General features: G+C 56.8%; 18 protein-coding genes. 15 read left to right on the top strand and 3 right to left on the bottom strand.

Features of this window, described 5'->3' with window-relative positions; translation table 11 throughout:
• Window positions 1–103 precede the first annotated feature (103 nt).
• From IEX91_RS15245 to IEX91_RS15215, 7 genes are all read left to right on the top strand, one after another.
• Window positions 104–610, top strand: coding sequence for a LutC/YkgG family protein (locus tag IEX91_RS15245; RefSeq protein WP_173231006.1), 507 nt, complete (start codon window positions 104–106; stop codon window positions 608–610).
• Window positions 611–2,794 carry an LUD domain-containing protein gene (locus IEX91_RS15240; protein WP_188880045.1) on the top strand — a complete coding sequence of 728 codons (2,184 nt, stop codon included), beginning with the start codon at window positions 611–613 and terminating at the stop codon, window positions 2,792–2,794. It begins immediately after the preceding gene.
• A gap of 171 nt (window positions 2,795–2,965) precedes the next feature.
• Complete coding sequence (locus tag IEX91_RS15235) at window positions 2,966–3,322, top strand: DUF7558 family protein (RefSeq protein ID WP_188880044.1); 357 nt, start codon at window positions 2,966–2,968, stop codon at window positions 3,320–3,322.
• Window positions 3,323–3,427: 105 nt separating this feature from the next.
• Window positions 3,428–4,135 carry a DUF7437 domain-containing protein gene (locus tag IEX91_RS15230; protein WP_188880042.1) on the top strand — a complete coding sequence of 236 codons (708 nt, stop codon included), beginning with the start codon at window positions 3,428–3,430 and terminating at the stop codon, window positions 4,133–4,135.
• A gap of 9 nt (window positions 4,136–4,144) precedes the next feature.
• On the top strand, window positions 4,145–4,675 hold the full coding sequence (locus IEX91_RS15225) for a hypothetical protein (RefSeq protein ID WP_006183560.1): 531 nt from the start codon (window positions 4,145–4,147) through the stop codon (window positions 4,673–4,675).
• A 601-nt stretch (window positions 4,676–5,276) separates the two neighbouring features.
• A complete protein-coding gene (locus IEX91_RS15220; protein WP_188880040.1) occupies window positions 5,277–6,173 on the top strand; it encodes a replication factor A in 897 nt (298 codons plus the stop codon).
• 216 nt (window positions 6,174–6,389) lie between these two features.
• Window positions 6,390–7,370 (top strand): homing endonuclease associated repeat-containing protein, encoded by a 981-nt coding sequence (locus IEX91_RS15215; RefSeq protein ID WP_229772931.1) that lies wholly within the window; start codon window positions 6,390–6,392, stop codon window positions 7,368–7,370.
• Between the two features lie 668 nt (window positions 7,371–8,038).
• On the opposite strand, the gene IEX91_RS15210 is transcribed toward IEX91_RS15215, so the two are convergent.
• A complete protein-coding gene (locus IEX91_RS15210) occupies window positions 8,039–9,112 on the bottom strand; it encodes a Shedu anti-phage system protein SduA domain-containing protein (RefSeq protein WP_188880039.1) in 1,074 nt (357 codons plus the stop codon).
• Between the two features lie 123 nt (window positions 9,113–9,235).
• Here IEX91_RS15210 and IEX91_RS15205 point away from each other — a divergent pair, with 123 nt between their 5' ends.
• Window positions 9,236–10,201: a hypothetical protein gene (locus tag IEX91_RS15205; protein ID WP_188880038.1), complete on the top strand. Its 966-nt coding sequence runs from the start codon at window positions 9,236–9,238 to the stop codon at window positions 10,199–10,201.
• Between the two features lie 6 nt (window positions 10,202–10,207).
• On the opposite strand, the gene IEX91_RS15200 is transcribed toward IEX91_RS15205, so the two are convergent.
• On the bottom strand, window positions 10,208–10,927 hold the full coding sequence (locus tag IEX91_RS15200) for a hypothetical protein (RefSeq protein ID WP_229772927.1): 720 nt from the start codon (window positions 10,925–10,927) through the stop codon (window positions 10,208–10,210).
• A gap of 129 nt (window positions 10,928–11,056) precedes the next feature.
• Window positions 11,057–11,695, bottom strand: coding sequence for a hypothetical protein (locus IEX91_RS15195; protein WP_188880037.1), 639 nt, complete (start codon window positions 11,693–11,695; stop codon window positions 11,057–11,059).
• A gap of 1 nt (window position 11,696) precedes the next feature.
• Here IEX91_RS15195 and IEX91_RS15190 point away from each other — a divergent pair, with 1 nt between their 5' ends.
• From IEX91_RS15190 to IEX91_RS15160, 7 genes are all read left to right on the top strand, one after another.
• Entirely contained in the window at window positions 11,697–12,623 is a 927-nt protein-coding gene (locus IEX91_RS15190; protein WP_188880035.1) for a hypothetical protein, read from the top strand.
• Window positions 12,616–13,143 (top strand): hypothetical protein, encoded by a 528-nt coding sequence (locus tag IEX91_RS15185; protein WP_188880034.1) that lies wholly within the window; start codon window positions 12,616–12,618, stop codon window positions 13,141–13,143. The genes IEX91_RS15190 and IEX91_RS15185 overlap by 8 nt, the downstream gene beginning before the upstream one ends.
• Before the next feature lies 1 nt (window position 13,144).
• The gene (locus IEX91_RS15180) at window positions 13,145–14,071 is read left to right on the top strand and encodes a hypothetical protein (protein WP_188880033.1); all 927 of its coding nucleotides are present in this window, start codon (window positions 13,145–13,147) and stop codon (window positions 14,069–14,071) included.
• Entirely contained in the window at window positions 14,064–16,097 is a 2,034-nt protein-coding gene (locus tag IEX91_RS15175; RefSeq protein WP_188880032.1) for an AAA family ATPase, read from the top strand. The genes IEX91_RS15180 and IEX91_RS15175 overlap by 8 nt, the downstream gene beginning before the upstream one ends.
• A gap of 205 nt (window positions 16,098–16,302) precedes the next feature.
• Window positions 16,303–17,229, top strand: coding sequence for a transcription initiation factor IIB (locus tag IEX91_RS15170; protein WP_188880031.1), 927 nt, complete (start codon window positions 16,303–16,305; stop codon window positions 17,227–17,229).
• Window positions 17,230–17,323: 94 nt separating this feature from the next.
• The gene (locus IEX91_RS15165; RefSeq protein WP_188880030.1) at window positions 17,324–18,208 is read left to right on the top strand and encodes a biosurfactant protein 1; all 885 of its coding nucleotides are present in this window, start codon (window positions 17,324–17,326) and stop codon (window positions 18,206–18,208) included.
• Window positions 18,209–18,349: 141 nt separating this feature from the next.
• Window positions 18,350–18,538 (top strand): hypothetical protein, encoded by a 189-nt coding sequence (locus tag IEX91_RS15160; RefSeq protein WP_188880029.1) that lies wholly within the window; start codon window positions 18,350–18,352, stop codon window positions 18,536–18,538.
• Window positions 18,539–18,834: the final 296 nt, after the last annotated feature.

The following is an 18,834-nucleotide window of genomic DNA, read 5'->3' as shown; positions in this document are numbered from 1 at the left end:
TATATACCTGCAGATACGGCCGGCGGATATTCATAACGAAAGAAAGGAGATGTTTAGGCTGGAGAGGAAACATCCATTAACTGTTGGTTCAATATTGGGGAACATGTCAGCTGAGGCAATTGCGACCTTCGAGTCGTCGCTCGACGAGATCGGCGTCGAACTCGTGCGAACCACGGCCGACGAGTTCGCGTCGACGCTTTCACCCCTGCTCGACGCACCTACGGTCGGCACCTCACTCCCCTTCGAGACCGTCTCGCTGCCGGACAGCGTCGATACCGATCCGTCGATCGCGGACCTCGAGGCCGCGGCGACCGGCGTCACTGCTGCCGGCTACGGTATCGCCGACTACGGCTCGGTGATCATCCAGGGCGGTACCGACGGCGAGGAGCCGGTGAGTCTCTATGCGGACGAACACGTCGCCGTCGTCGCCGCCAGCGACGTGCTGCCAGACATGGACGCGACGTTCGACCAGCTCGCCGAGGATATCCGGAACGGCGTCGGACAGTCCATCATCGCGACGGGGCCGAGCGCAACCGCGGACATGGGCTCGCTCGTGACGGGCGCTCACGGCCCGATGGATGTGACGGTCGTACTCCTGGAGGACAAGTAGATGAGCGCCGACACCCGCCGGCAGAAGGCCGAGCGCATCCGCCATCTCCTCGACACCGAGGGCGACGCCGTTCACGAGAACACCCAGGTCTTCAACGAGGGCCGGTACGAGTCCACCGCGAATCTCGATGACTACGACGAGTTGAAAAACGAGGCTCGTGCCATCAAGGAAGACGCTATCGAACGCCTCCCTGAACTGGTCGACCAAGTCACCGAGGCCGTCGAAGCCAACGGCGGCAGCGTCTACGTCGCCGACGACGCCGCCGACGCGAACCGATACATCGAGGAGGTCGTCGACGGCCGCGACGTGGTGAAGTCGAAGTCGATGACGAGCGAGGAGATCGAGGTCAACGAGTCGCTCGAGGCACGCGACGGGGACGTCTGGGAGACCGACCTCGCAGAGTTCGTCCTCCAAGTCGCCGACGAGGCTCCCTCACACATCGTCGCCCCGGCGATCCACAAGTCCCGCGAGGAGATCGCAGCCCTGTTCAACGAGGTGTTCGATCCCGAAGAGCCCTTGGAGACTGCCGAGGAGCTGACGCGATTCGCTCGCGAGTACCTCGGCGAGAAGATCTTGGACGCCGAGGTCGGGATGACGGGCGCGAACTTCGTCACCGCGGACACCGGCACGCTCGCGCTGGTCACGAGTGAGGGGAATGCCCGCAAGTGCGTGCAGGCGACGGACACCCACGTCGCAGTCGCGGGTGTCGAGAAACTCGTCCCGAGTGTCGAGGATCTCCAACCGTTCGTCGAACTGATCGGGCGATCCGGGACCGGCCAGGACATTACCTCCTACATCTCGCTGTTCACCCCACCTAGTGACTCCCCCACCTTCGGCGGGAACGAACTCGAATCCGGCGACGACCGCGAGTTCCACCTCGTGCTCATCGACAACGGGCGGATGGAGATGCGCGAGGACGATCAGCTCCGCGAGACGCTGTACTGCATCCGGTGTTCGGCGTGTGCGAACTCCTGTGCGAACTTCCAGCACGTCGGCGGCCACGCCTTCGGTGGCGAGACGTACTCCGGCGGCATCGCCACCGGCTGGGAGGCCGGCGTCCACGGCGAGGACAGTACCGCCGAGTTCAACGACCTCTGTACGGGTTGTAGTCGGTGTGTGAACCAGTGTCCGGTGAACATCGACATCCCGTGGATCAACACGGTCGTCCGAGACCGCATCAATCGCGGGGAGGACGGCGACTTCGACTTCCTCGTGGAGGGGCTCACCCCGGACGAGGAGCCCGGTGGGGTCGACCTCCAGAAACGGCTGTTCGGGAACTTCGACACCCTGGCGAAACTCGGGTCGGCGTTCGCACCGCTCTCGAACTGGGCCGCACGGACCGGTCCCGCGCGCTCGCTGCTGGAGCGAACTCTCGGCGTCGACAGCCGCCGTGAACTCCCGGAGTTCGAACGTGAATCACTCGTGGAGTGGTTCGAGAAGCGGGGGCCACACGTCGGTCGCGACGAGGCACGCCGACAGGTCGCACTCTACCCCGACGCGTACACGAACTACGTGCGCACGGAGCGCGGGAAGGCGGCCGTCCGCGTCCTCGAAGCGCTCGACATCCGCGTCGACGTTCCGCCCGCAGGCGAGAGCGGGCGCGCCCCGCTCTCACAGGGGATGGTGTCGACGGCCCAGTCCAACGCCGATGCCGTCTACGACGCGCTCGCGCCCGCCATCGCGGCAGGTCACGATGTCGTCGTCATCGAGCCGTCAGATCTTGCGATGTTCCACCGCGAGTACGAACGGCTCCTTCCGGAAGACGACTACGCCGCGCTGCACGAGCAGAGCTACGAACTCATGGAGTACGTCTACGGCCTGCTGGAGAACGGGGGGGATATCGATGTACTCCCTGGCGGCGACGACGAGCGGATCGCCTACCACAGCCACTGCCAGCAGCGGACGCTCGATCTCGAACCGTACACGGTGGCGGTGCTCGAAGACTGCGGGTTCGACGTGACGACCTCGGACGTGGAGTGTTGCGGGATGGCTGGAAGCTTCGGCTACAAGTCCGAGTACTACGAGCTCAGCGTGGACGTCGGCGAGACGCTCGTCGATGAATTCACAACAGAAGACACCGCGGACCGTACTGTCGTCGCCAGCGGGACGTCGTGTCTCGAGCAACTCGACGCACTCCTCACGCGCCGGCCCGCACATCCGGTACGGCTACTCGATACACAGTAGTCCGGCCCGGATGTGGGGTCGCATAGGGTTGTTCCGCCGGCAGTAGTCTTCCCTTCCAGAGCTGTTCGGTCGGGGGAGAGCGGGATAATTAGTGTGCTGTCACACTGAATCGGTTCGCGCGGGAGACGTCATTTCTGGCAGGAGTAGGAACTGGAGCGACGCTGAGAGCAGATGTCGGGGAAGCAAGCGAACATTCCTGCATGGACCTGCCGGGAACTCAACGGATGTGCGTTCTGCGACGCCCCGCCAGGTACCGAGACTGGCGAGGCCCACACCTGGGGGCAAGACGAGCGGGTCACCCACCCGATCTGCGTCGACTGTGCGCTCCAAGAGCGGCCTGATCCCGAGGAGCGCGATCATCACGCCTGCGACGGGTGTGGCCTCGTCGTCGACGCCCTCGCGGCGCTCACGCGGTTCCGGGTGGAACTCGGCCATCTCGAGGGGTCGTTGCAGCTGTGTGGGCGATGTAGTCCCGGCGGGCCCGCGACGTACTGGACGCGAGATTTCGAGTCACACGTTGTCGAGTAGCCGGTTAACTCGGTGGAGCGTCCCTCAGCGTCCGTTCACATAAGCCAGTAGCACGTCACTTGCCGCACCGATAGTCTGAAGTACACGGACTTCGGACTAACTCCTATGGCTCCTGATCACGAGCACATTCGCCCAGATGGTGGAATCGACACGCTGGACCCGCCACCGATCGACATCCTCACCGAAGACACGCTCGAGCCGGAGACGCTGGCCGAGAACGCGCCCCGGCTCGAAACAGTCGTGGAACTGCTCAACCGCCCAGCACTCGCCCGCGTCTACATCTACATCTGCTACTGGGGCCCGGTCACCCCACCGGAAACTATGGAGGCGCTCGATCTCTCGAAATCGACGGCCTACGAGTACGTCGACCGACTGGTCGATCTCGGCCTCGTCGACCGCGACGACTCGACACGCCCCCAGCAGCTGACCGCCGACCCGATCATCATCGTCGAGCAGTACGTCCCGATCGTCATCACGCCGACCGCCCTCCACGCCCTCGGGCTCCAGGAGGTCGATGAGGACATCAAGTACTTCGTGGACCGGTACGGCCTCGGGAAGCTCATCGCTGCATTGCGCGGCGCCGGGCTCCACTTCGCGGGGAAGACGACTCAGCGGATGGTCGCCAGCGACATCGACGTGCGCGAGACGGAAGCGATGATGATCATCTACGCGCTCAAACCCGCGCTTGCCGTCGGCCGGGAGCACGATCCGTTCTTCGAGTACCTCTTCCCGGATGTGCATGACGAGATGGATCTTCCCGATCTTGACGAGATAGCTGGTGCCCCGACGGATTCGTCGGACCCCGATAGGTGAGTTCATCGGATGGGTCGAGACACGCCATTATCCGCTGACCAGGACGTCCTCGTCGACGCGAACATCTTCTACGCGATCGGCCAGCCCTCGAATCCGCAGTACCAACGATTTCGCCGAGCCATCCAGCACGCCGGCGTCGTCTGCAAACTCCCCCGGCGCGTGATCGGCGAACTCGGTGGCTCAGAGACGGATCGTGTCCGGACGGCGCTCGACGAAGGATGGGCCGAGATCATCGATGCGCCATCACCAACGGACGGGGACGCTGTCGCGGCAAGCGATATCGCCAGACGGACCATCGCGAGTGAAACGACTAAAGCCGAGCACGAGGTCGAGAAGACGGACGCAATTCTTGCGGGCCTAGTCATTCAGTATGTGAGAGACCGCTCGACAACGGGTGTCGTCGTGCTCACAGACGATCAGCCCGCCAGAAAAGGCATCAAAAATGCCGTTCGAGCGCAAGGGTACACGGACGCGATCACGGTCTACGGCTTGGCGGACATCATCGGCGACGACCCGGGCGACTCGATGCGGCTGATCTAGACCGAGTAGTGACCCTCATTCCGAAAGCCCTCAGCCGCTCGGCATCCCACGCCCCACGCTGCGCGCCTCGTCCCTCGGTGCTTGCGGAGTCGGGGGACGACCGAAGCGGCCTCGCCCTTTCTGAGTCCACCAGGTAGTGGCTGGAGCACAGAGCGTCGAGAGTGGATGAACAGGTGATTCGTAACGGCTCGCCCCGCTCGCCGCTGCCGCCCTCCGCGTCGCTCGCGACCGACCATTCCGGGCATGCGGGCGCTCTCTGCACCGCCCGCGCCCGTTCCGGGCTAAAATGAATATGGTCTCGACGCCAGCGCTTCACCCGTCCGGGTCCTCCGGACCTCGGCTCCGCCGACCGCGACGGACAGTGGTTGCGTCGCGGCGAACGGGGAATGCGCTGGCCGCTCGCTCCGGGCGGGTCGGCGCGCGCGGCTGGATGGTTGGCCGCCTCGGGCGCGCTCTCGCTCGCGCCCAAGAGGGCGCTCGCGAAGGCGCGAGCGAGAGCGCGCAGACGAGTCTATTGGCCGTTGTCGTCGTAGAGAAATCCGCGATGTAGCAGCATCGCGGTGTCGGACGCGTGAGCGCCTTCAGGAACCAGTGAGTTCCAATGTCAAGTAAGAACGTCTCCAGTGAAGTAGTTTCGGTCGATGAACAGGCATTCGAGAAACACGATGAAGCGACGGTCGATGAGGACGGTTTCGAAGTCGTCGATGAGACACCGGAGTTCCAGGCGACGGTCGACATGGAAGTGCAGGCGAAAGTCGATTCAAACCATCCGGACGCACGAGTCGAGGAAGGACCGGATCACATGTTCGGGAAGACCCTCGAACAGGAAGAGCGTATCAAGGCGCAAGAGGCTGAGCTAGAGCGCATCAGTGCCCAAGCCGAACTCGGGACGCAAGAGGGGCGAGAAAAACGAACGCGAGACATCGCGGCGAAGCGGAGCGCTGAGCGGCGTGCAGAGTTCCAGAAGCGGCGAGCGAGCGTGGACCCGCTGGCAGACCCAGAACGGGCTGACCCGCGTGCAGAACTCGAACAGGAGCAGTTGGCAGCGGTGAACGAACAATCGATGCGGTTGGCCGAAAAGCTGGATGGATGGTCGCGGGCGGCGATCAGTCGGCGGCTGGCCGAGGCGGTCGTCACGGGGAAAGACATGATGAGTGCGGTCGTCGGGGTGTTCGAGGAGTTGCAGACGGCGCCCGGGACGGTGGTTCCCATCGGGAAGCTCGAGGACGTCAATCGCAAAGAGGTGAGCATTGAAGGTCGGGTCGAGACGTTGTGGGATCCCTCACATCCGAGCATCGCCCAGGTCGGACTCATTGCGGACGACAGTGGCCAGACGCGGGTGACGATCTGGGAGGCGTCAGATGCTCCGTGGATCGAGGAAGGCGAGCAGGTGCGCATTCACGGGGCGGCACGGAACTGGTACGAAGGACGCGTCTCACTGGCCGTCACTGGGTGGACCACCATACATTTCCCTGAGCGCGGTCGGTGGTGGGAATAGCCAGTCGTCGCGGTCTCCTTTTTTGCTACGTGCCGGACCGACCCAGACCCCACCTCCCCACCCTCCGCTCCGTGCTCGCTTCGCTGCGCGCGCAGCCACGACCTTGTTACGCAGGTCAAGGATTCGCGGAGGGCCGGTGTCGAAAGCCGACCAGATGGTGTTTTTCTGCGCCGTAAGCGGCGAGGCGCTGACCTTTCGTCGGCGTCCTGATTTTCGATGGAATCAGAGAAGCGAGTGTATACCTGTGAGCTCTGTGGAGCCGAGTTCGAAACACCAGGAGCAAAGGGCGGTCACAAACGAGCGCATCAGCTCAAGATCAGCCGGGAAGAGTTACTGACGGAACTCCGGCGACTGGCGAGCGTCTCGGGACGCTCACCGACAACGAAGATGATGGATGAACGAGGTGCGTATTCTGCAGCTTGTGTGAAGCAACGGTTCGGTACCTGGGCCGATGCACTACGGGCGATCGGCCTACCACCGAACAACAGATACGACATCCCGCCAACGGAAGTCAAAGAAGACATCCGAACAATCGCAACAAAACTTGGACGTCCACCGACATCGCCAGAGTACCGTGAACAAGGAGATTTCTCTGTTAGCCTTGCGCAAAATTTGTTTGGGAGTTGGAATGAGTCACTAGCAGCTGCTGGGTTAGAGCCGCAGTTTGAACACGGAATCCCCGACGATGCTCTTCTCGATGAAATCCGGACGCTCGTCGAGGCACTGGGGAAGGTCCCAACAGCGAGCGATATGGACGAGTACGGTCGGTTTTCTTGTCGGTGCTATTTTGATCGATGGGACGGCTGGCAGGCCGCAGTTCGAGCTGCTGGCTACGAGCCAGTTGGTCGTCCATCGGGCCCTGCCAACGGCAACTGGAAAGCAGACTCAAAGGATGAGCGACGATACTATGGGCCGAACTGGAAGGCCCAACGAGCGAAGGCGCTTGAGCGAGACAAATACGTATGTCAAACGCCGGGCTGTGACTGGTCACAGACTGCCCATCGGGAGGCGTTCGGGAAGGGGCTGCACGTTCACCATATCCAGCCGCTCAGTTCATTCGAGGACAGGGATGACGATGTGGACTTCGAGCGGGCCAATCGGCTTGAGAATCTCGTGACGGTGTGCGTTCAGCATCATCGCCTATGGGAACGAGCCTCCCCACTTAGGCTAGAGACGAACCGGTCACCTCTAGACTAAAACGAGCAACTCAGATCCGGCGTTCGCGAGAGGTCAACTGGTGAACGCCGATGGTCCCGTAATCACCGTGGAGAGTGTGTTTTTCTGCCCCCCGAAGGGCAGAGGGCACAGCAATAGCGTGCCCTCACCGAAGCATGTCCAAGGAAATCACTCTTACAGCCCGTGAACGACTCCGAATTCATCTTGAAGAAGCGAGACGAGCGACCACCTCTCCCGTCGTCGAGGCACAGTTGACGGCCGCATTGGGCGTCTGGGGCGACCTGCCGCCAACGCCGTTACAGGAGTGTCCGATCTGTGAGAAAGTTGGATTGCCAGAACGGATTCAACAACACAGATGCGAGTAGGGACTTCGGTGATAGCAGAGTGAAGCTAGCTGTACGGTACTGGATAACCGAACCCAGTATTATATCTTTATTCTGTTGAATCAACTGACGGCGTAGAGATTGTCTCTCAGCATGTTTCTCAGCAAGCCCGTCAGTGACACTTCTCAAAACAGGATCGTAAGTGATCCTGCCGAACGCTGTAAACGGTGACATCGGATGATCCCTTTGAATGCACAGAATTACTCAACCGATCAAGTAAATCTCGCTACCATCTACGGGTTCAACAGAGTAGTATGAATAAATAGCTTACTTCGGCACTCATCGGGTATTTCACTCTGTTATACGCTACTTCTCCTCACCATTCTCATTGTCGTCCCTTTCGTAAAAGTTGAGCATTTGCCGACCTCTTTTAACCAGATCTGTGTAGGTGATGATCTCAATGTTGTTGAGGTGGGAGCTGATGACGCGGACACCTTCTCGTTCTTCCTCGTTCAGATCAGCCCCGATTACTACGGTTCCCCTGGGTTTGAGGGGTCGGACGTCATGCTCATCCAGAATATGGGTCTCTTTCTTCTCGGCTTTCCTCATGTAGTTCTGTAACTGTGCTGTGGCTCGATTGAGCTTGCCACTCGGGTAGTACATCTCGTGGGAATCGTCAAACCGAACTGCTGTGTGTTGGGGCCGTTTAAGCTCGATAATGTCCAGGTAGCCGTTGATCGATTCAAGTGCGAAATCAACCTCTTTTTTACCGAGGATATACCGATCGTGGTCCCTAATGTATCGACTCCCGAAGAACCATTTGTGGTCGTCCAAGTGGTCTTGAAACTCTTGTTCTACCTCTTCAGCTTCAACTAACTTCTCAAGTCCTTCCACACCTTGTCGAATCCGGGCGTGCTGAATCATTCCTTCCGCTTTCAGTGCTTGTTCGCCTTCGAGAATGTCGTCAGAGAGTTCGATCTGATCTGCCCCTCCTCCGAACTCTGCGATTCCTTCTACCATCTTGGTGAGGACGGCTTGAGCTGTATCTGTGTCTGCCCCATCTACGTGGGAGATGATCTGAGAAAGTAGGTCAGCAAAATCAGGGTCGTTCTCAGTTAATAGATAGGCCTGGGAGTCAATGTCCTCTACCTGCTCAAACTCTTTGATGAACTCACGGAAAACATCAGCATCAGTTCCAGTTATCTGAATCTCTTCTTCCTGCTGGAAAGGTTCGTACCTACTACCCCCTTTTTTCCAGACCTGGAAGTTGAATACGTACTTGTCTCCCGGGTTCACAATTTCCCAGATCGAGATGCGTTTCTGAGTTTTACCGGTCTCCTTAATTCGGAGTTCTACAACAGGATCGAGCGCTGGATTCTCCTTGTCGGTAGACGGTTCCTTGACAACGTACTCATCTCCGTCCAAATCGATATCTACCATTATATGTGACGACAGACTGAGCTATTATAAGCATACTTTCTGACGAGGAACTTCAGTGAGAAGCTATTCGAAGATCATTCTCAACAGTAAAAGTTCATCATACTGGAGGTTTCGGATAGTTGTATGTCTCTTGAACCTATTTTTGATTGGTTGCAGGAATGGTCTCAGGTCATCGCAGGGCTTGGTTCTCTTTTCCTCACTGGTGGCCTGGTCTATCTCTACCGGCAGCAGCAGGGTTTGTTGAAGCGGGAACTCAACCGTGAGGTGCGGAACAGCCACACAGACACGCTTCGGAAACGTATCCGTTCATGGCATGGCGATATCGACGAGTTGGGTGTAAGCGATGATGCTGGGTTCTTCAGTGATAACACGAATCTTCCGAGGGTTCATGGTGCCTCTGTCCAGCCTGCACCTGCCCTGATTGATGTTGTCGGGAGAGACACCGAGTTTCGAGTTGTTCCACAAGCCATTGAGGATGATCGGTATCTGCAAGACCTATTGGAGAATCACGCTCCCGAACTCAAGCAAATAAAGGAGGAAATCGAACAGCGGCATCGGGAGTTCGAAGACAAGAAGGCACAGTTCCGCAACGAGTTCCCTGAAGCACCCAGTGCCGAGACAGACGATTATACACTGACGTCGACGCAGTATTTCGATTTATGGGTGTTTAAGTCAGCGGTGAAGCTTCACCGTGAACACCTAGAATCGGACAAGGAGCGGTTGCGGGCGATAGCAGAAGACAGCGTGGAGAACGAGACTTCGGCAAGACCAGACCCTGCTATTGTGTCGTATTCGGCTGACGCCCGTGGAGGGTCGAAAGTGATTACCTACGAGGCACAGTTGAAGTCCGGTGACCTAGATGTCCTGAGCGGATTGGATGATGAGATCAAGGAGCAGGTTCTTGAACTCTACTACGATGCAATCGAAGACATTGACAGCGAAGGAGTCTACAGTCACGCTGTCGAAGCAGCGGAGATCTTGGATAAGATGGCGGAAACAATTGAGGAGTTGAAGGCGAAGCTTGTTGAGTATGAGGGTCACCCTCTCTACATGGGGGACTGTGAGTACCTGGAAGAAGCAACACTTTGAGGTACGTCAGTTGAGTTCGTCGTAGCGTTCTTTTACGACGTGCGCGGTCAGTCCAACGAAAAAGAGAGTTGCGACTCCGATGTTTTCGTCGTAGTAGGCATAGGGGGAGCCGTGCATGATGCGGTGTCGGTGATGCCAGAAGTCGTTCCACTTTTCTCGGAAGGCATCTCCTTCGTCGTCTTCTACGCCGAAGATGGCGTGTTCGTCGTACCATTTCTCTAGGGCCGATTTCTTCTGCCGACCGAGGTAAACCGGTTCGTCCCCGTCGTTGCAGTGGTTGGGATCGATATCCGGATCGTTCTCGCATAGCCAGGTGATCAGCCCATCAAGCGATGAGAGCAGGAGGTGGAGTCCTTTGTACGGATATTCGGTGTCGGAGTCGTCAGATTCTTCTGCAAAAGATTTCGAGCCTTCTTCGATGCGTCCTGCGATTATTTCGAGGTCTGGATCACCAGTGCCTTCGAGGTATTCACGTCCCTCGTACGTCCACTTCATCGCTGTGAGAATTGCTTCCTCGCTGGGGGAGTAATTGTCAGGGTCGTAGTTCCAGGGAGGTCCGATGTTGATGTATTCTTCTGCGTGCTCTCTTGATCGTTCTAATCGTTCTTGTCCTCGGCGGACAGCTTCTACCAAGCTGTCCAGTTCCTCTTGAGAAGGGAGTGCGTCGGTTGCTGCCCGGAGGGTCTCCTCTGAGAGACCGAAAAATGATTCGTTGGAGTCGCTCATTACAGGGACGTGGTCGTCCAATTGCTGTAAAATGATGCATTCCCTAGCTTGCCAGGGTAAATTGACACAAGAAGAGAAGCGACCCTCGTTGAAAATTATTGATCGGGGAAATCAACCCACGGCTGAAATCTATGTGTCGCCGAATCCTCGCTTCCGTGCGACCCAGAAGATGAGTGCTTCCGGCGGGTACTGGATTCGGATGCAGATCTTGCGGAGGAGTCCGGCCTCAGATTCTTCTTTGACTTCCTTCAGGACAGACCTGTATTGTGAGATCCCGATTTTGGAGATAGCGAACAGTTCAGCCAGAGTCTCATCGACCCAGCAGACCAAGGTGAAGGGTATGACAGCTCCGAGAGATATCCCGACTGCGACTGCAATGTAGACAGGGAGCATCACGGTTGACGGTGCAGATTCGACTGCCTTCAGAAGAGTACTTGGTAATGCTATGATTCCTGCGATGAGGAGCAGTCCCGAGGAAAGGTAGATCGCCCAGAAAAGGGTTCTTCCGATCGAACCCATTTGGTCATGTCCGACTTCGTGGAGGAAGACGTAGTCAACGACGTTCATTGAAAAATCGTCTTTGGCCTGTTCGTTCATCAGCAGCGTTCCGAGCGGAGAGTAGTCTCCCATCCGCTTGCTGTCGTTGCGGAACCAGTATACTGTCCGTGAGACCCCGCCCGCAGTGTATTCGCTGGTATCGGTTACTCCGCCCCGGATTTTGGCATATTGGTGAGTCAGCCCTGACTGTATTTTGCCGAGCACGGCCACGATGATCCCTCTTTTCAGCATCTACGAGAACCTGACGTTTAAACAAACTGACGGAGGGAATCAGTCACGGGATAGTCTTTCCAATGGGTTAATCACAGGCGGATACATCATCTACTGCTGGAAAATGTCTGATAACCGGCTTTCTCTTTATCTGGACTGCTTCACGTTTGGAGGTCCACCTCGACGTATCTTCTACGCTGTTATTCTGGAAGGTGTATTCCTTCTCGGTCTTTTCAGCTTCACCTCGGAAGGATTACTGGATACCAGTGTCGTGCCGCGGTTTACAGAGGTGCTCACTGTTGCCGCCGTTGTAACCGGTCTCGGCGTATATCTCATATCACGGAGTGCTGCCAAGGACTCGTTCTCCTCCATTCTACACACGGATTTTGTCCCGGGTCTTATCGCAGCAGGTTACCTGTTTCTTGGTGGATTGGCGACTGGAGTCGGATATTTGCTCCATACCTGGGTTTACCAGACGTCGCTTTCCCCGACCAACAATGAGATCTGGGTCGGCCTTTGCATCGGAGTGATCTTCGGATTCTCAATTCTGTTCTACTTCGACCGATACGAGATCGAAGCTCCAGATGACTACTACCAGTTTGAAAAGGCCTCTGAGGGGCTAATCGAGGCGAAGGAATTCTTAGAGAAAACCGAGCTACCGCCTATCGACTTGACCGGGAGGTACAAAGCACTGGAAAATTCGATGCAGGAGACTGCGGATGTGCTGAAGAAGGCAGAGACCCGGGACGGATCAAGGCTAGCTCAGGATGTTGAGGCTTGCTTGGATGATCTCCGTGGTCGACCAGAGCCATCGAAGCATCTGATCGCCGGGAGTTCGCAATCTCCAGAGCAGCAAGAATTAAAAGATCGGAGACAGGAGCTTAACTCAGTAATTAAACGGATAAAGAGGATCGCCAATCATGGATGAACCTGTGGATGTCGAGTCTGTCTGGCCACATACGGAGATGGTTCTCTTCTTGACGGGCTCAGACACCTGTTTTGGAGAGCCAATCGGCGATGTCATGGCAGAGGTCCTAGACTGTGAACATCTGAACGGGGATGGGAGGCACGTAGATAACGATCTCTCTGCGGACACTCAGAGGTTACCCGAGACCAATATCGAGAGGGACAAGGAGATTATCCCTAATAGCTTGATCCTGGTACACTGCGATCTCATCATTGGGACGAAGATGGAGGACTATCTCAATGGGACAACAATTCCTAAAGCGTCCCGTGTTGTAGCCATTATAGACGATTCAGACCACCCGAATCCAGGTCTAAAGTTGAACCAGATCCAGCGCCCGATTGAGAGGGCGTCATCGAAGCAGGACATTATGGACGAAGCCAAGGACTACTTCCGGACTATCTGCCCAGAGTGTAGTGGTCGAGCCGCTCGCACATGGGTTCTCAGCTGGTGCCAAGGCGCGTACCACAGGGTAGAAAATTAACATGGCTCGCCACGAGAAAGCCTTGCTCAGAGTGTCTCAGTGGTTGGATCTTTCGCGTTCGGGGCGTCAGGAGTTCATCGATACGGCTCAAAGGGTCTCCTCTCGTCAGGAAACGACATACACCCGTTATGACGAGCAGTATTTACAGCATCTACAACAGGATGTCTTCACCCACGATGAGGTACTCAGCTACTTGGAGGAGGCCGGCATCGGGGAAGACATCGTCCAGGATTTCAGTTCCGGAGAGATTCCTTTCGACGAGGTCTACCAGAGCTGGAATGAGATTCGGTACTCGGTTAACGAGATTCTGGATCTAACGATGCTGCTTAAACTGGTTCACTCTTGCTCGGAAAACCCGGAAACCCTTTCTCAGGGGATTGATAGCCGGTACAAGTTCCAGAAACTGGTCTACCTGGTGAACCAAGAGCTCGCAGACCAGAATCGGATGGACCGTGACACTGCGCCATACGATCACGGCAAGTTGGAGAAAACCGGATTCCGCTACACATACCGGATGCGGAGCTCCGGACCTTTCGCCAAGACATTGGAAGAGGATAAACGCCGTCTCTACGCCTCCAATCTAATTGATGAGGAGGTGATGGCGAAGGTGGAGACACCGGAGATAAACGAGGAGAACTGCCGGTACCGGATCACACTGGGACGGTCGGGTGAAGTGGTGATGGACCGTTTCGCTTCCCAGCTTGAATCATTGGAGACAGAGGTCTTGTCGGACTGGGAGGATGCAATTGACCACGTCGTCCTCCAGTTCGGTCACATGACCGTGGAAGAACTCCACGAATACATCATGGACTTGGACCCGGTCAAGGAAGCAGAGGACCGGGACCTGCTGCTAAGAGGGAGACGAGTGAAGTATGATTCTGAACCCTGGATCACGATTTCTGCTGGAGGAGAGATAGGCCATGTCTGAACCCAGAATTAAGGAAGAAGTCCGACAGTCGATACGGGAAGATGAGGCAATCGACGACGAGTACGTAGACGAGTTCATCGACCTATTGGACGCCAAGTACCGGGACCTCGAGTTTGACGATGAGCTGGTCTCCTTGACACGGATGGATATTGAAGGGTTCAAAGTCATCGATGAGTTGGACGTTTCCATTTCTGACCGGGCCACCATCATTCACGGACGAAACTCGAAAGGAAAGAGCAGCTTCATTGAGGCCACCCGGTTCAACCTTTTCGGCAGAGATAATGACGATCCATTGATCACGAGACCGATCAACCGGAACTACAAGAAGCTGAAAACCGACGGGTACTGGCGGAAGGGCCGCCGCAACTACCTAGTCCACCGGGAGATGGAGCGGAATCAGAGCTATGAAGGCCACAATAAGCCCAACGTCATCGAAAATCCGGAGGACAGTGAACACAGCGAGGCGGAACAGCGCACCCAGTCAGAAGTCGACGACCTAATCGGAATCACACCACTGTATGAGCAGGGTTTCAACCGGTTCAACATATTCTCCTTGTTCAGCATTATCTCCGGCGATCTCCGCAGCTTCTATGGTTGGGACGAGGCCACGGATCTGATTGATCTGCTGTTCGGTATCAAGCTCACCAAGGTGGATAGGGCGATACGCAGTGAACTTGATGAGTGCAAGTTGGAGGACGAGGAACAGGAAGCGAAGACCCGGTTGCTGGAGTACAAGCAGCGGGCTAAACGGATCAATGACGAAATCCAGGAACTGCGGCAGGAGCAGGAACAGGTAGAGGACCAACTTTCCGAGAAGGTAGAAAGACGGGAGGAACTTGACCGGCTTCTCGATAAGAGCGAGGCAGACTCAGCTCTCTCCGAGAAAATCGATTTGAAGGATGAGATATCGGATACTCAGTCTCGTCTCCAAGAGAAGGAGGACGAGTTCCGGAGTGTGAAGCAGGAGATCTCTAAGTTGAAGGATGAGACCGCAACCGACGAGATTGCCCCTGCTTTACAGGAAATTCAGCAGCTGATCTCGCTGCCGAACCGGTGTCCGGTCTGCACCCGGGATGTTGATCCGGAGCAGCAGCAACGTTTCAACGACCACGGCGACTGCCCACTCTGTGGAAAGGATGTTCCGGACGACCGTTACGAAACGGTGTCTGAGGTTGACGAGGAAGGCGAGATAATGGAGCGGGAGAAAAGGCAGGAAGAGCTGGAAGAATTGGAGAGCCGGCAGAGGACACTGGAGGGTGAGATCAAGTTCTTGGAAGAGGAACTGGAGGAGAAGAGAGACCAGCTTGAAACCCTAAAATCGCGGGAGGAGCAGTCTGGCTTTGCAGAGTACAAGCGTGAGAAGGAGAAGATAGAGCAGGAAATCGAAAATTTGCGGGACAAGAACACTTCTCTTGAGCTCAGTATTGACGCAAAGAAGGGCACGTTGCATGGTGTTGCCCGGCAGGTATGGGAGTGGAACCAAATTGACGAGGAAAGACAGAGGAAGGAACAGCGGATGGATGCGTTGGAGTCCTATCAAAGCATTATATCCGAGGAGCGGAAGAAAGCCCGTCGACGGTTGAAGAACAGGCTGGAAGAACGGATGGAATCCCTCTTGGACGTCTTCACACGCGGCACCTTTGCCAATGCCACCGGTGTCCGCTTCGACAGAGGCGATTCGTACAGCTACACGATCCACCGGACAGACAACACACAGAAATCGCCAGGACTGTTGGGACAGACTGATGCAGAGCTCCTTCTGCATATGCTGCTTTTCCACACTACGGTTTTGGCAGAGTTAGAGGAGGAGCGCGAGACGGTTCCGCTCAAACTGCTGTTGATTGATTCGCCGTACGGGAATGGTCCGGACGATGAGAACGCAGCAGACGTTACGGACTTCTTGTTGGAGCTTCCTGAAATTCTGGAAAGCTACCAACTGATTGTGGCGATGGCGGATTCAAACCTGACCGGCCGGGACAAACTGGAGGAGTCCTACGCCTTGGAGCCGGTTGAGCAACATATCTGAAAAGTTGATGCCCGTATGGGCATACATAGGAGAAACGGCCTCGGCGCTCATAGTGCCCTTCATTACGTTTTCGAGGACTACGACACCGTAATTCAATCCCGCCAAATCCCTCAGTAGATGCGGCAGTCCTGCACAGAGTCTTTCGTCCCCTCAATGGGTGGGGGGCTCACCGTACTGGTGGGTTCCCCGTAACACGATGAGAACAATGGCAACCAGAGACATCTACGAAACGGGCTTCGACGAGGACGTCCGTACGGACTCGAACGCGAACCAATGTCCCGAGTGCGACGGGCGGGTCACTACGAACGCTATCGAAACGACCTGTGAGGACTGTGGCCTGGTCATCGATGAGCAACGAATCGATCATGGCCCTGAATGGAGAGCTCACGATCAAGACCAGCAAAAGCGGACGGGCGCTCCACTGACTGCGGCACGTCACGACCGAGGGCTGTCAACGGAAATCGGTCGGCGAAAATATGCGAACGGGAACGAACTCTCTGGGCAAAAGCGCCAGCGGCTATCTCGAATGCGGCGGGAACAGAACCGTGGTCGATTCCAGTCGAAAGCCGAGCGAAACCTCGCACACGGGCTGGGCGAAGTTCGAAGAGTCGCAAGTGTCCTCGAACTCTCCGACTCGATTCGTGACCAAGCGTGTCAACTGTTCCGGAGTGCTCAGAATGAAGACCTGCTTCGAGGCCGGTCGATCGAGGCGATAGCTGCAGCAAGCGTGTACGGAGCCTGTCGCTGTAACGGCCACTCGCGGTTACTCGACGACGTCGTCGACACAGCACGCGTCGAACAATCGAGAGTCGCGAATGCGTACAAGACCCTGAATACAGAACTTGGGCTCCCGACTCAGCCAGTTCGCCCGAGTGAATACATCCCCCGTCTCGCGTCAGAACTCGATGTTCCAGCGTACATCCGACAGCGGGCTCGGAGGTTAGCTGAACAGTCAGAATCGTCAGGAGCCGCGTCGGGTGTCAACCCGTCAGGATTCGCAGCCGCCTGTCTCTACAAAGCGGGTCGCGAAGAGGGACGATGGCTAACGCAGGCAGAAGTCGCTGAGGCGGCGAGCGTCACGTCAACGACCATCCGGTCGCATCGAGACACATTGAACGAATTAGCGGTCTGAAGACGCTATCTGCGAATCTTCTTCCGGCGGAGATTCAGAGTTTGTGGCTGAGGTTTAAATACAGAAACGAAAGAAAGTGCTGCCAGACCACTCTATGAACGGGCGACAATCTGACTTTGAAGAACTGCGACCACTTGGTGAGGCGACCCACGTTCCCGACGACAAGCTTTCTGGACGTGGTACTTCTAGGCGAATAGGACAGCGGAGAAGAGAAACGCAGGAATCGTATCCAAACCGAACGAGATCGACACAGAAGGAGTGTTCCTCTTGTGGTACTTCCATTCCTACTGCCCAGACGAAGTGCCGGTTCTGCCTCTCGAACCATCTTGATGGAACCAGCGACGAGAGATCCACCTCAGATACGGAGTGGACACTCCTCCATGTCGTCCATCTACTCGTCGAGGCGTCGACGTTCTACGCCGCCATCGCGAAGGGTGCTGCTGCGGCCACGCTCCTTACGAAGGCTGACAGGGATCCAGCGGTCGATGACTGCCAGCTGATCTACGACCTTGATGCAGAGCCCGCCGCACAGTTGACCGAGCAGTGGCCCTCGCTTCCCGAAGCAGTTCGAGTCACCTCCGAAAGCGGCGAACAGCTTCTCGCAGTCGCTCGTGAACGGACGGGACAGACAGAGTCGAACCAGTCGCGGAGTGATGGGGCGCACACGACGTTCCTCTACGATGAGGGAGGCCGCAACGTTCGTGAGGGAGATCGGCTTACAGTCCTACTTGAGAGCGCCGAGAACGACGTCTGGTTGGTGCCAGCCATTGCACTCCAGCGCGCTATCATTGACGAGCACTCCGAGGATCGGCAACCCAGCGTTCCCTCGAGAACACATCTTGAATGTCGCAAGTGCGGTCGAAAGACTGAGCATCAATTCCAGGAGTTCGAGACTGTCTCTGATGACGAGTGGTCTGGCCAGCCGATGTGGGAGTGCCAGGTGTGTCAGTCGCCTCGTCACGGACCAACCCCCGAGTAGAATACTCAGCAGAACAACGACTTAACCAACGTAGAATGAGGCTTCCCGAAGTTGTTGGTTAATACAGGTACAGGGCTTCGGCGGGAGACATCAGCGTCTCTCCCGTTTTTTCTGCGCCAGAAGTCGGCGGAGGCGTACATCATGGACCCACGAGACACACCTGGATACCGGCTGCATCGCGCGCTCAGCAACCTCAACAGCATCGACACCGAGCAACTGGACTCGCCCGACCAAGAGCGAATCGAGAAAGCTACGATGCTTCTGGAACAGGTGGGACTGCTCAGCCAACCAGGTGCTTCGGCGGAAGCGAACGTCACGGTCGACTCCTGAGCGAAGACTTAGTCGCACACCACCGATCCAACATCTCTCACGGTCAGTTTGTTATCCCCAAAGGGGTGCGAGGGCCAGATAAACGCCCTCGAGTACGAACAATGGCAACACTCCAAGCAGCGACGACATCGACCGGCGCAGTCGTAACGGATGCACAGGCAGTCCGCCAGCTCTGCGAAGCACATTACTTCGGGACCCTGAATTGGGAGGTGGATGAAGAAGGAGAGCTGCCTTGTTTTGCCACCGATTGAGGGAAGTTTCAGACGCTCTCCCGGGAAGATTCCGTCAAGCTAACC

The sequence above is a fragment of the Halarchaeum nitratireducens genome, assembly GCF_014647155.1.
Classification (GTDB): Archaea; Halobacteriota; Halobacteria; order Halobacteriales; family Halobacteriaceae; genus Halarchaeum; species Halarchaeum nitratireducens.
The sequence above is the reverse complement of the archived record's forward strand: the minus strand, read 5'-3'. Positions and strand labels throughout refer to the sequence as shown.

Bases quoted from the DNA above. Each gene is read 5' to 3' on its own strand.
- IEX91_RS15245 (WP_173231006.1), top strand. From the start codon at position 104: ATGTCAGCTGAGGCAATTGCGACCTTCGAGTCGTCGCTCGACGAGATC.
- IEX91_RS15240 (WP_188880045.1), top strand. From the start codon at position 611: ATGAGCGCCGACACCCGCCGGCAGAAGGCCGAGCGCATCCGCCATCTC.
- IEX91_RS15235 (WP_188880044.1), top strand. From the start codon at position 2,966: ATGTCGGGGAAGCAAGCGAACATTCCTGCATGGACCTGCCGGGAACTC.
- IEX91_RS15230 (WP_188880042.1), top strand. From the start codon at position 3,428: ATGGCTCCTGATCACGAGCACATTCGCCCAGATGGTGGAATCGACACG.
- IEX91_RS15225 (WP_006183560.1), top strand. From the start codon at position 4,145: ATGGGTCGAGACACGCCATTATCCGCTGACCAGGACGTCCTCGTCGAC.
- IEX91_RS15220 (WP_188880040.1), top strand. From the start codon at position 5,277: ATGTCAAGTAAGAACGTCTCCAGTGAAGTAGTTTCGGTCGATGAACAG.
- IEX91_RS15215 (WP_229772931.1), top strand. From the start codon at position 6,390: ATGGAATCAGAGAAGCGAGTGTATACCTGTGAGCTCTGTGGAGCCGAG.
- IEX91_RS15210 (WP_188880039.1), bottom strand. From the start codon at position 9,112: ATGGTAGATATCGATTTGGACGGAGATGAGTACGTTGTCAAGGAACCG.
- IEX91_RS15205 (WP_188880038.1), top strand. From the start codon at position 9,236: ATGTCTCTTGAACCTATTTTTGATTGGTTGCAGGAATGGTCTCAGGTC.
- IEX91_RS15200 (WP_229772927.1), bottom strand. From the start codon at position 10,927: ATGAGCGACTCCAACGAATCATTTTTCGGTCTCTCAGAGGAGACCCTC.
- IEX91_RS15190 (WP_188880035.1), top strand. From the start codon at position 11,697: ATGATCCCTCTTTTCAGCATCTACGAGAACCTGACGTTTAAACAAACT.
- IEX91_RS15185 (WP_188880034.1), top strand. From the start codon at position 12,616: ATGGATGAACCTGTGGATGTCGAGTCTGTCTGGCCACATACGGAGATG.
- IEX91_RS15180 (WP_188880033.1), top strand. From the start codon at position 13,145: ATGGCTCGCCACGAGAAAGCCTTGCTCAGAGTGTCTCAGTGGTTGGAT.
- IEX91_RS15175 (WP_188880032.1), top strand. From the start codon at position 14,064: ATGTCTGAACCCAGAATTAAGGAAGAAGTCCGACAGTCGATACGGGAA.
- IEX91_RS15170 (WP_188880031.1), top strand. From the start codon at position 16,303: ATGGCAACCAGAGACATCTACGAAACGGGCTTCGACGAGGACGTCCGT.
- IEX91_RS15165 (WP_188880030.1), top strand. From the start codon at position 17,324: ATGAACGGGCGACAATCTGACTTTGAAGAACTGCGACCACTTGGTGAG.
- IEX91_RS15160 (WP_188880029.1), top strand. From the start codon at position 18,350: ATGGACCCACGAGACACACCTGGATACCGGCTGCATCGCGCGCTCAGC.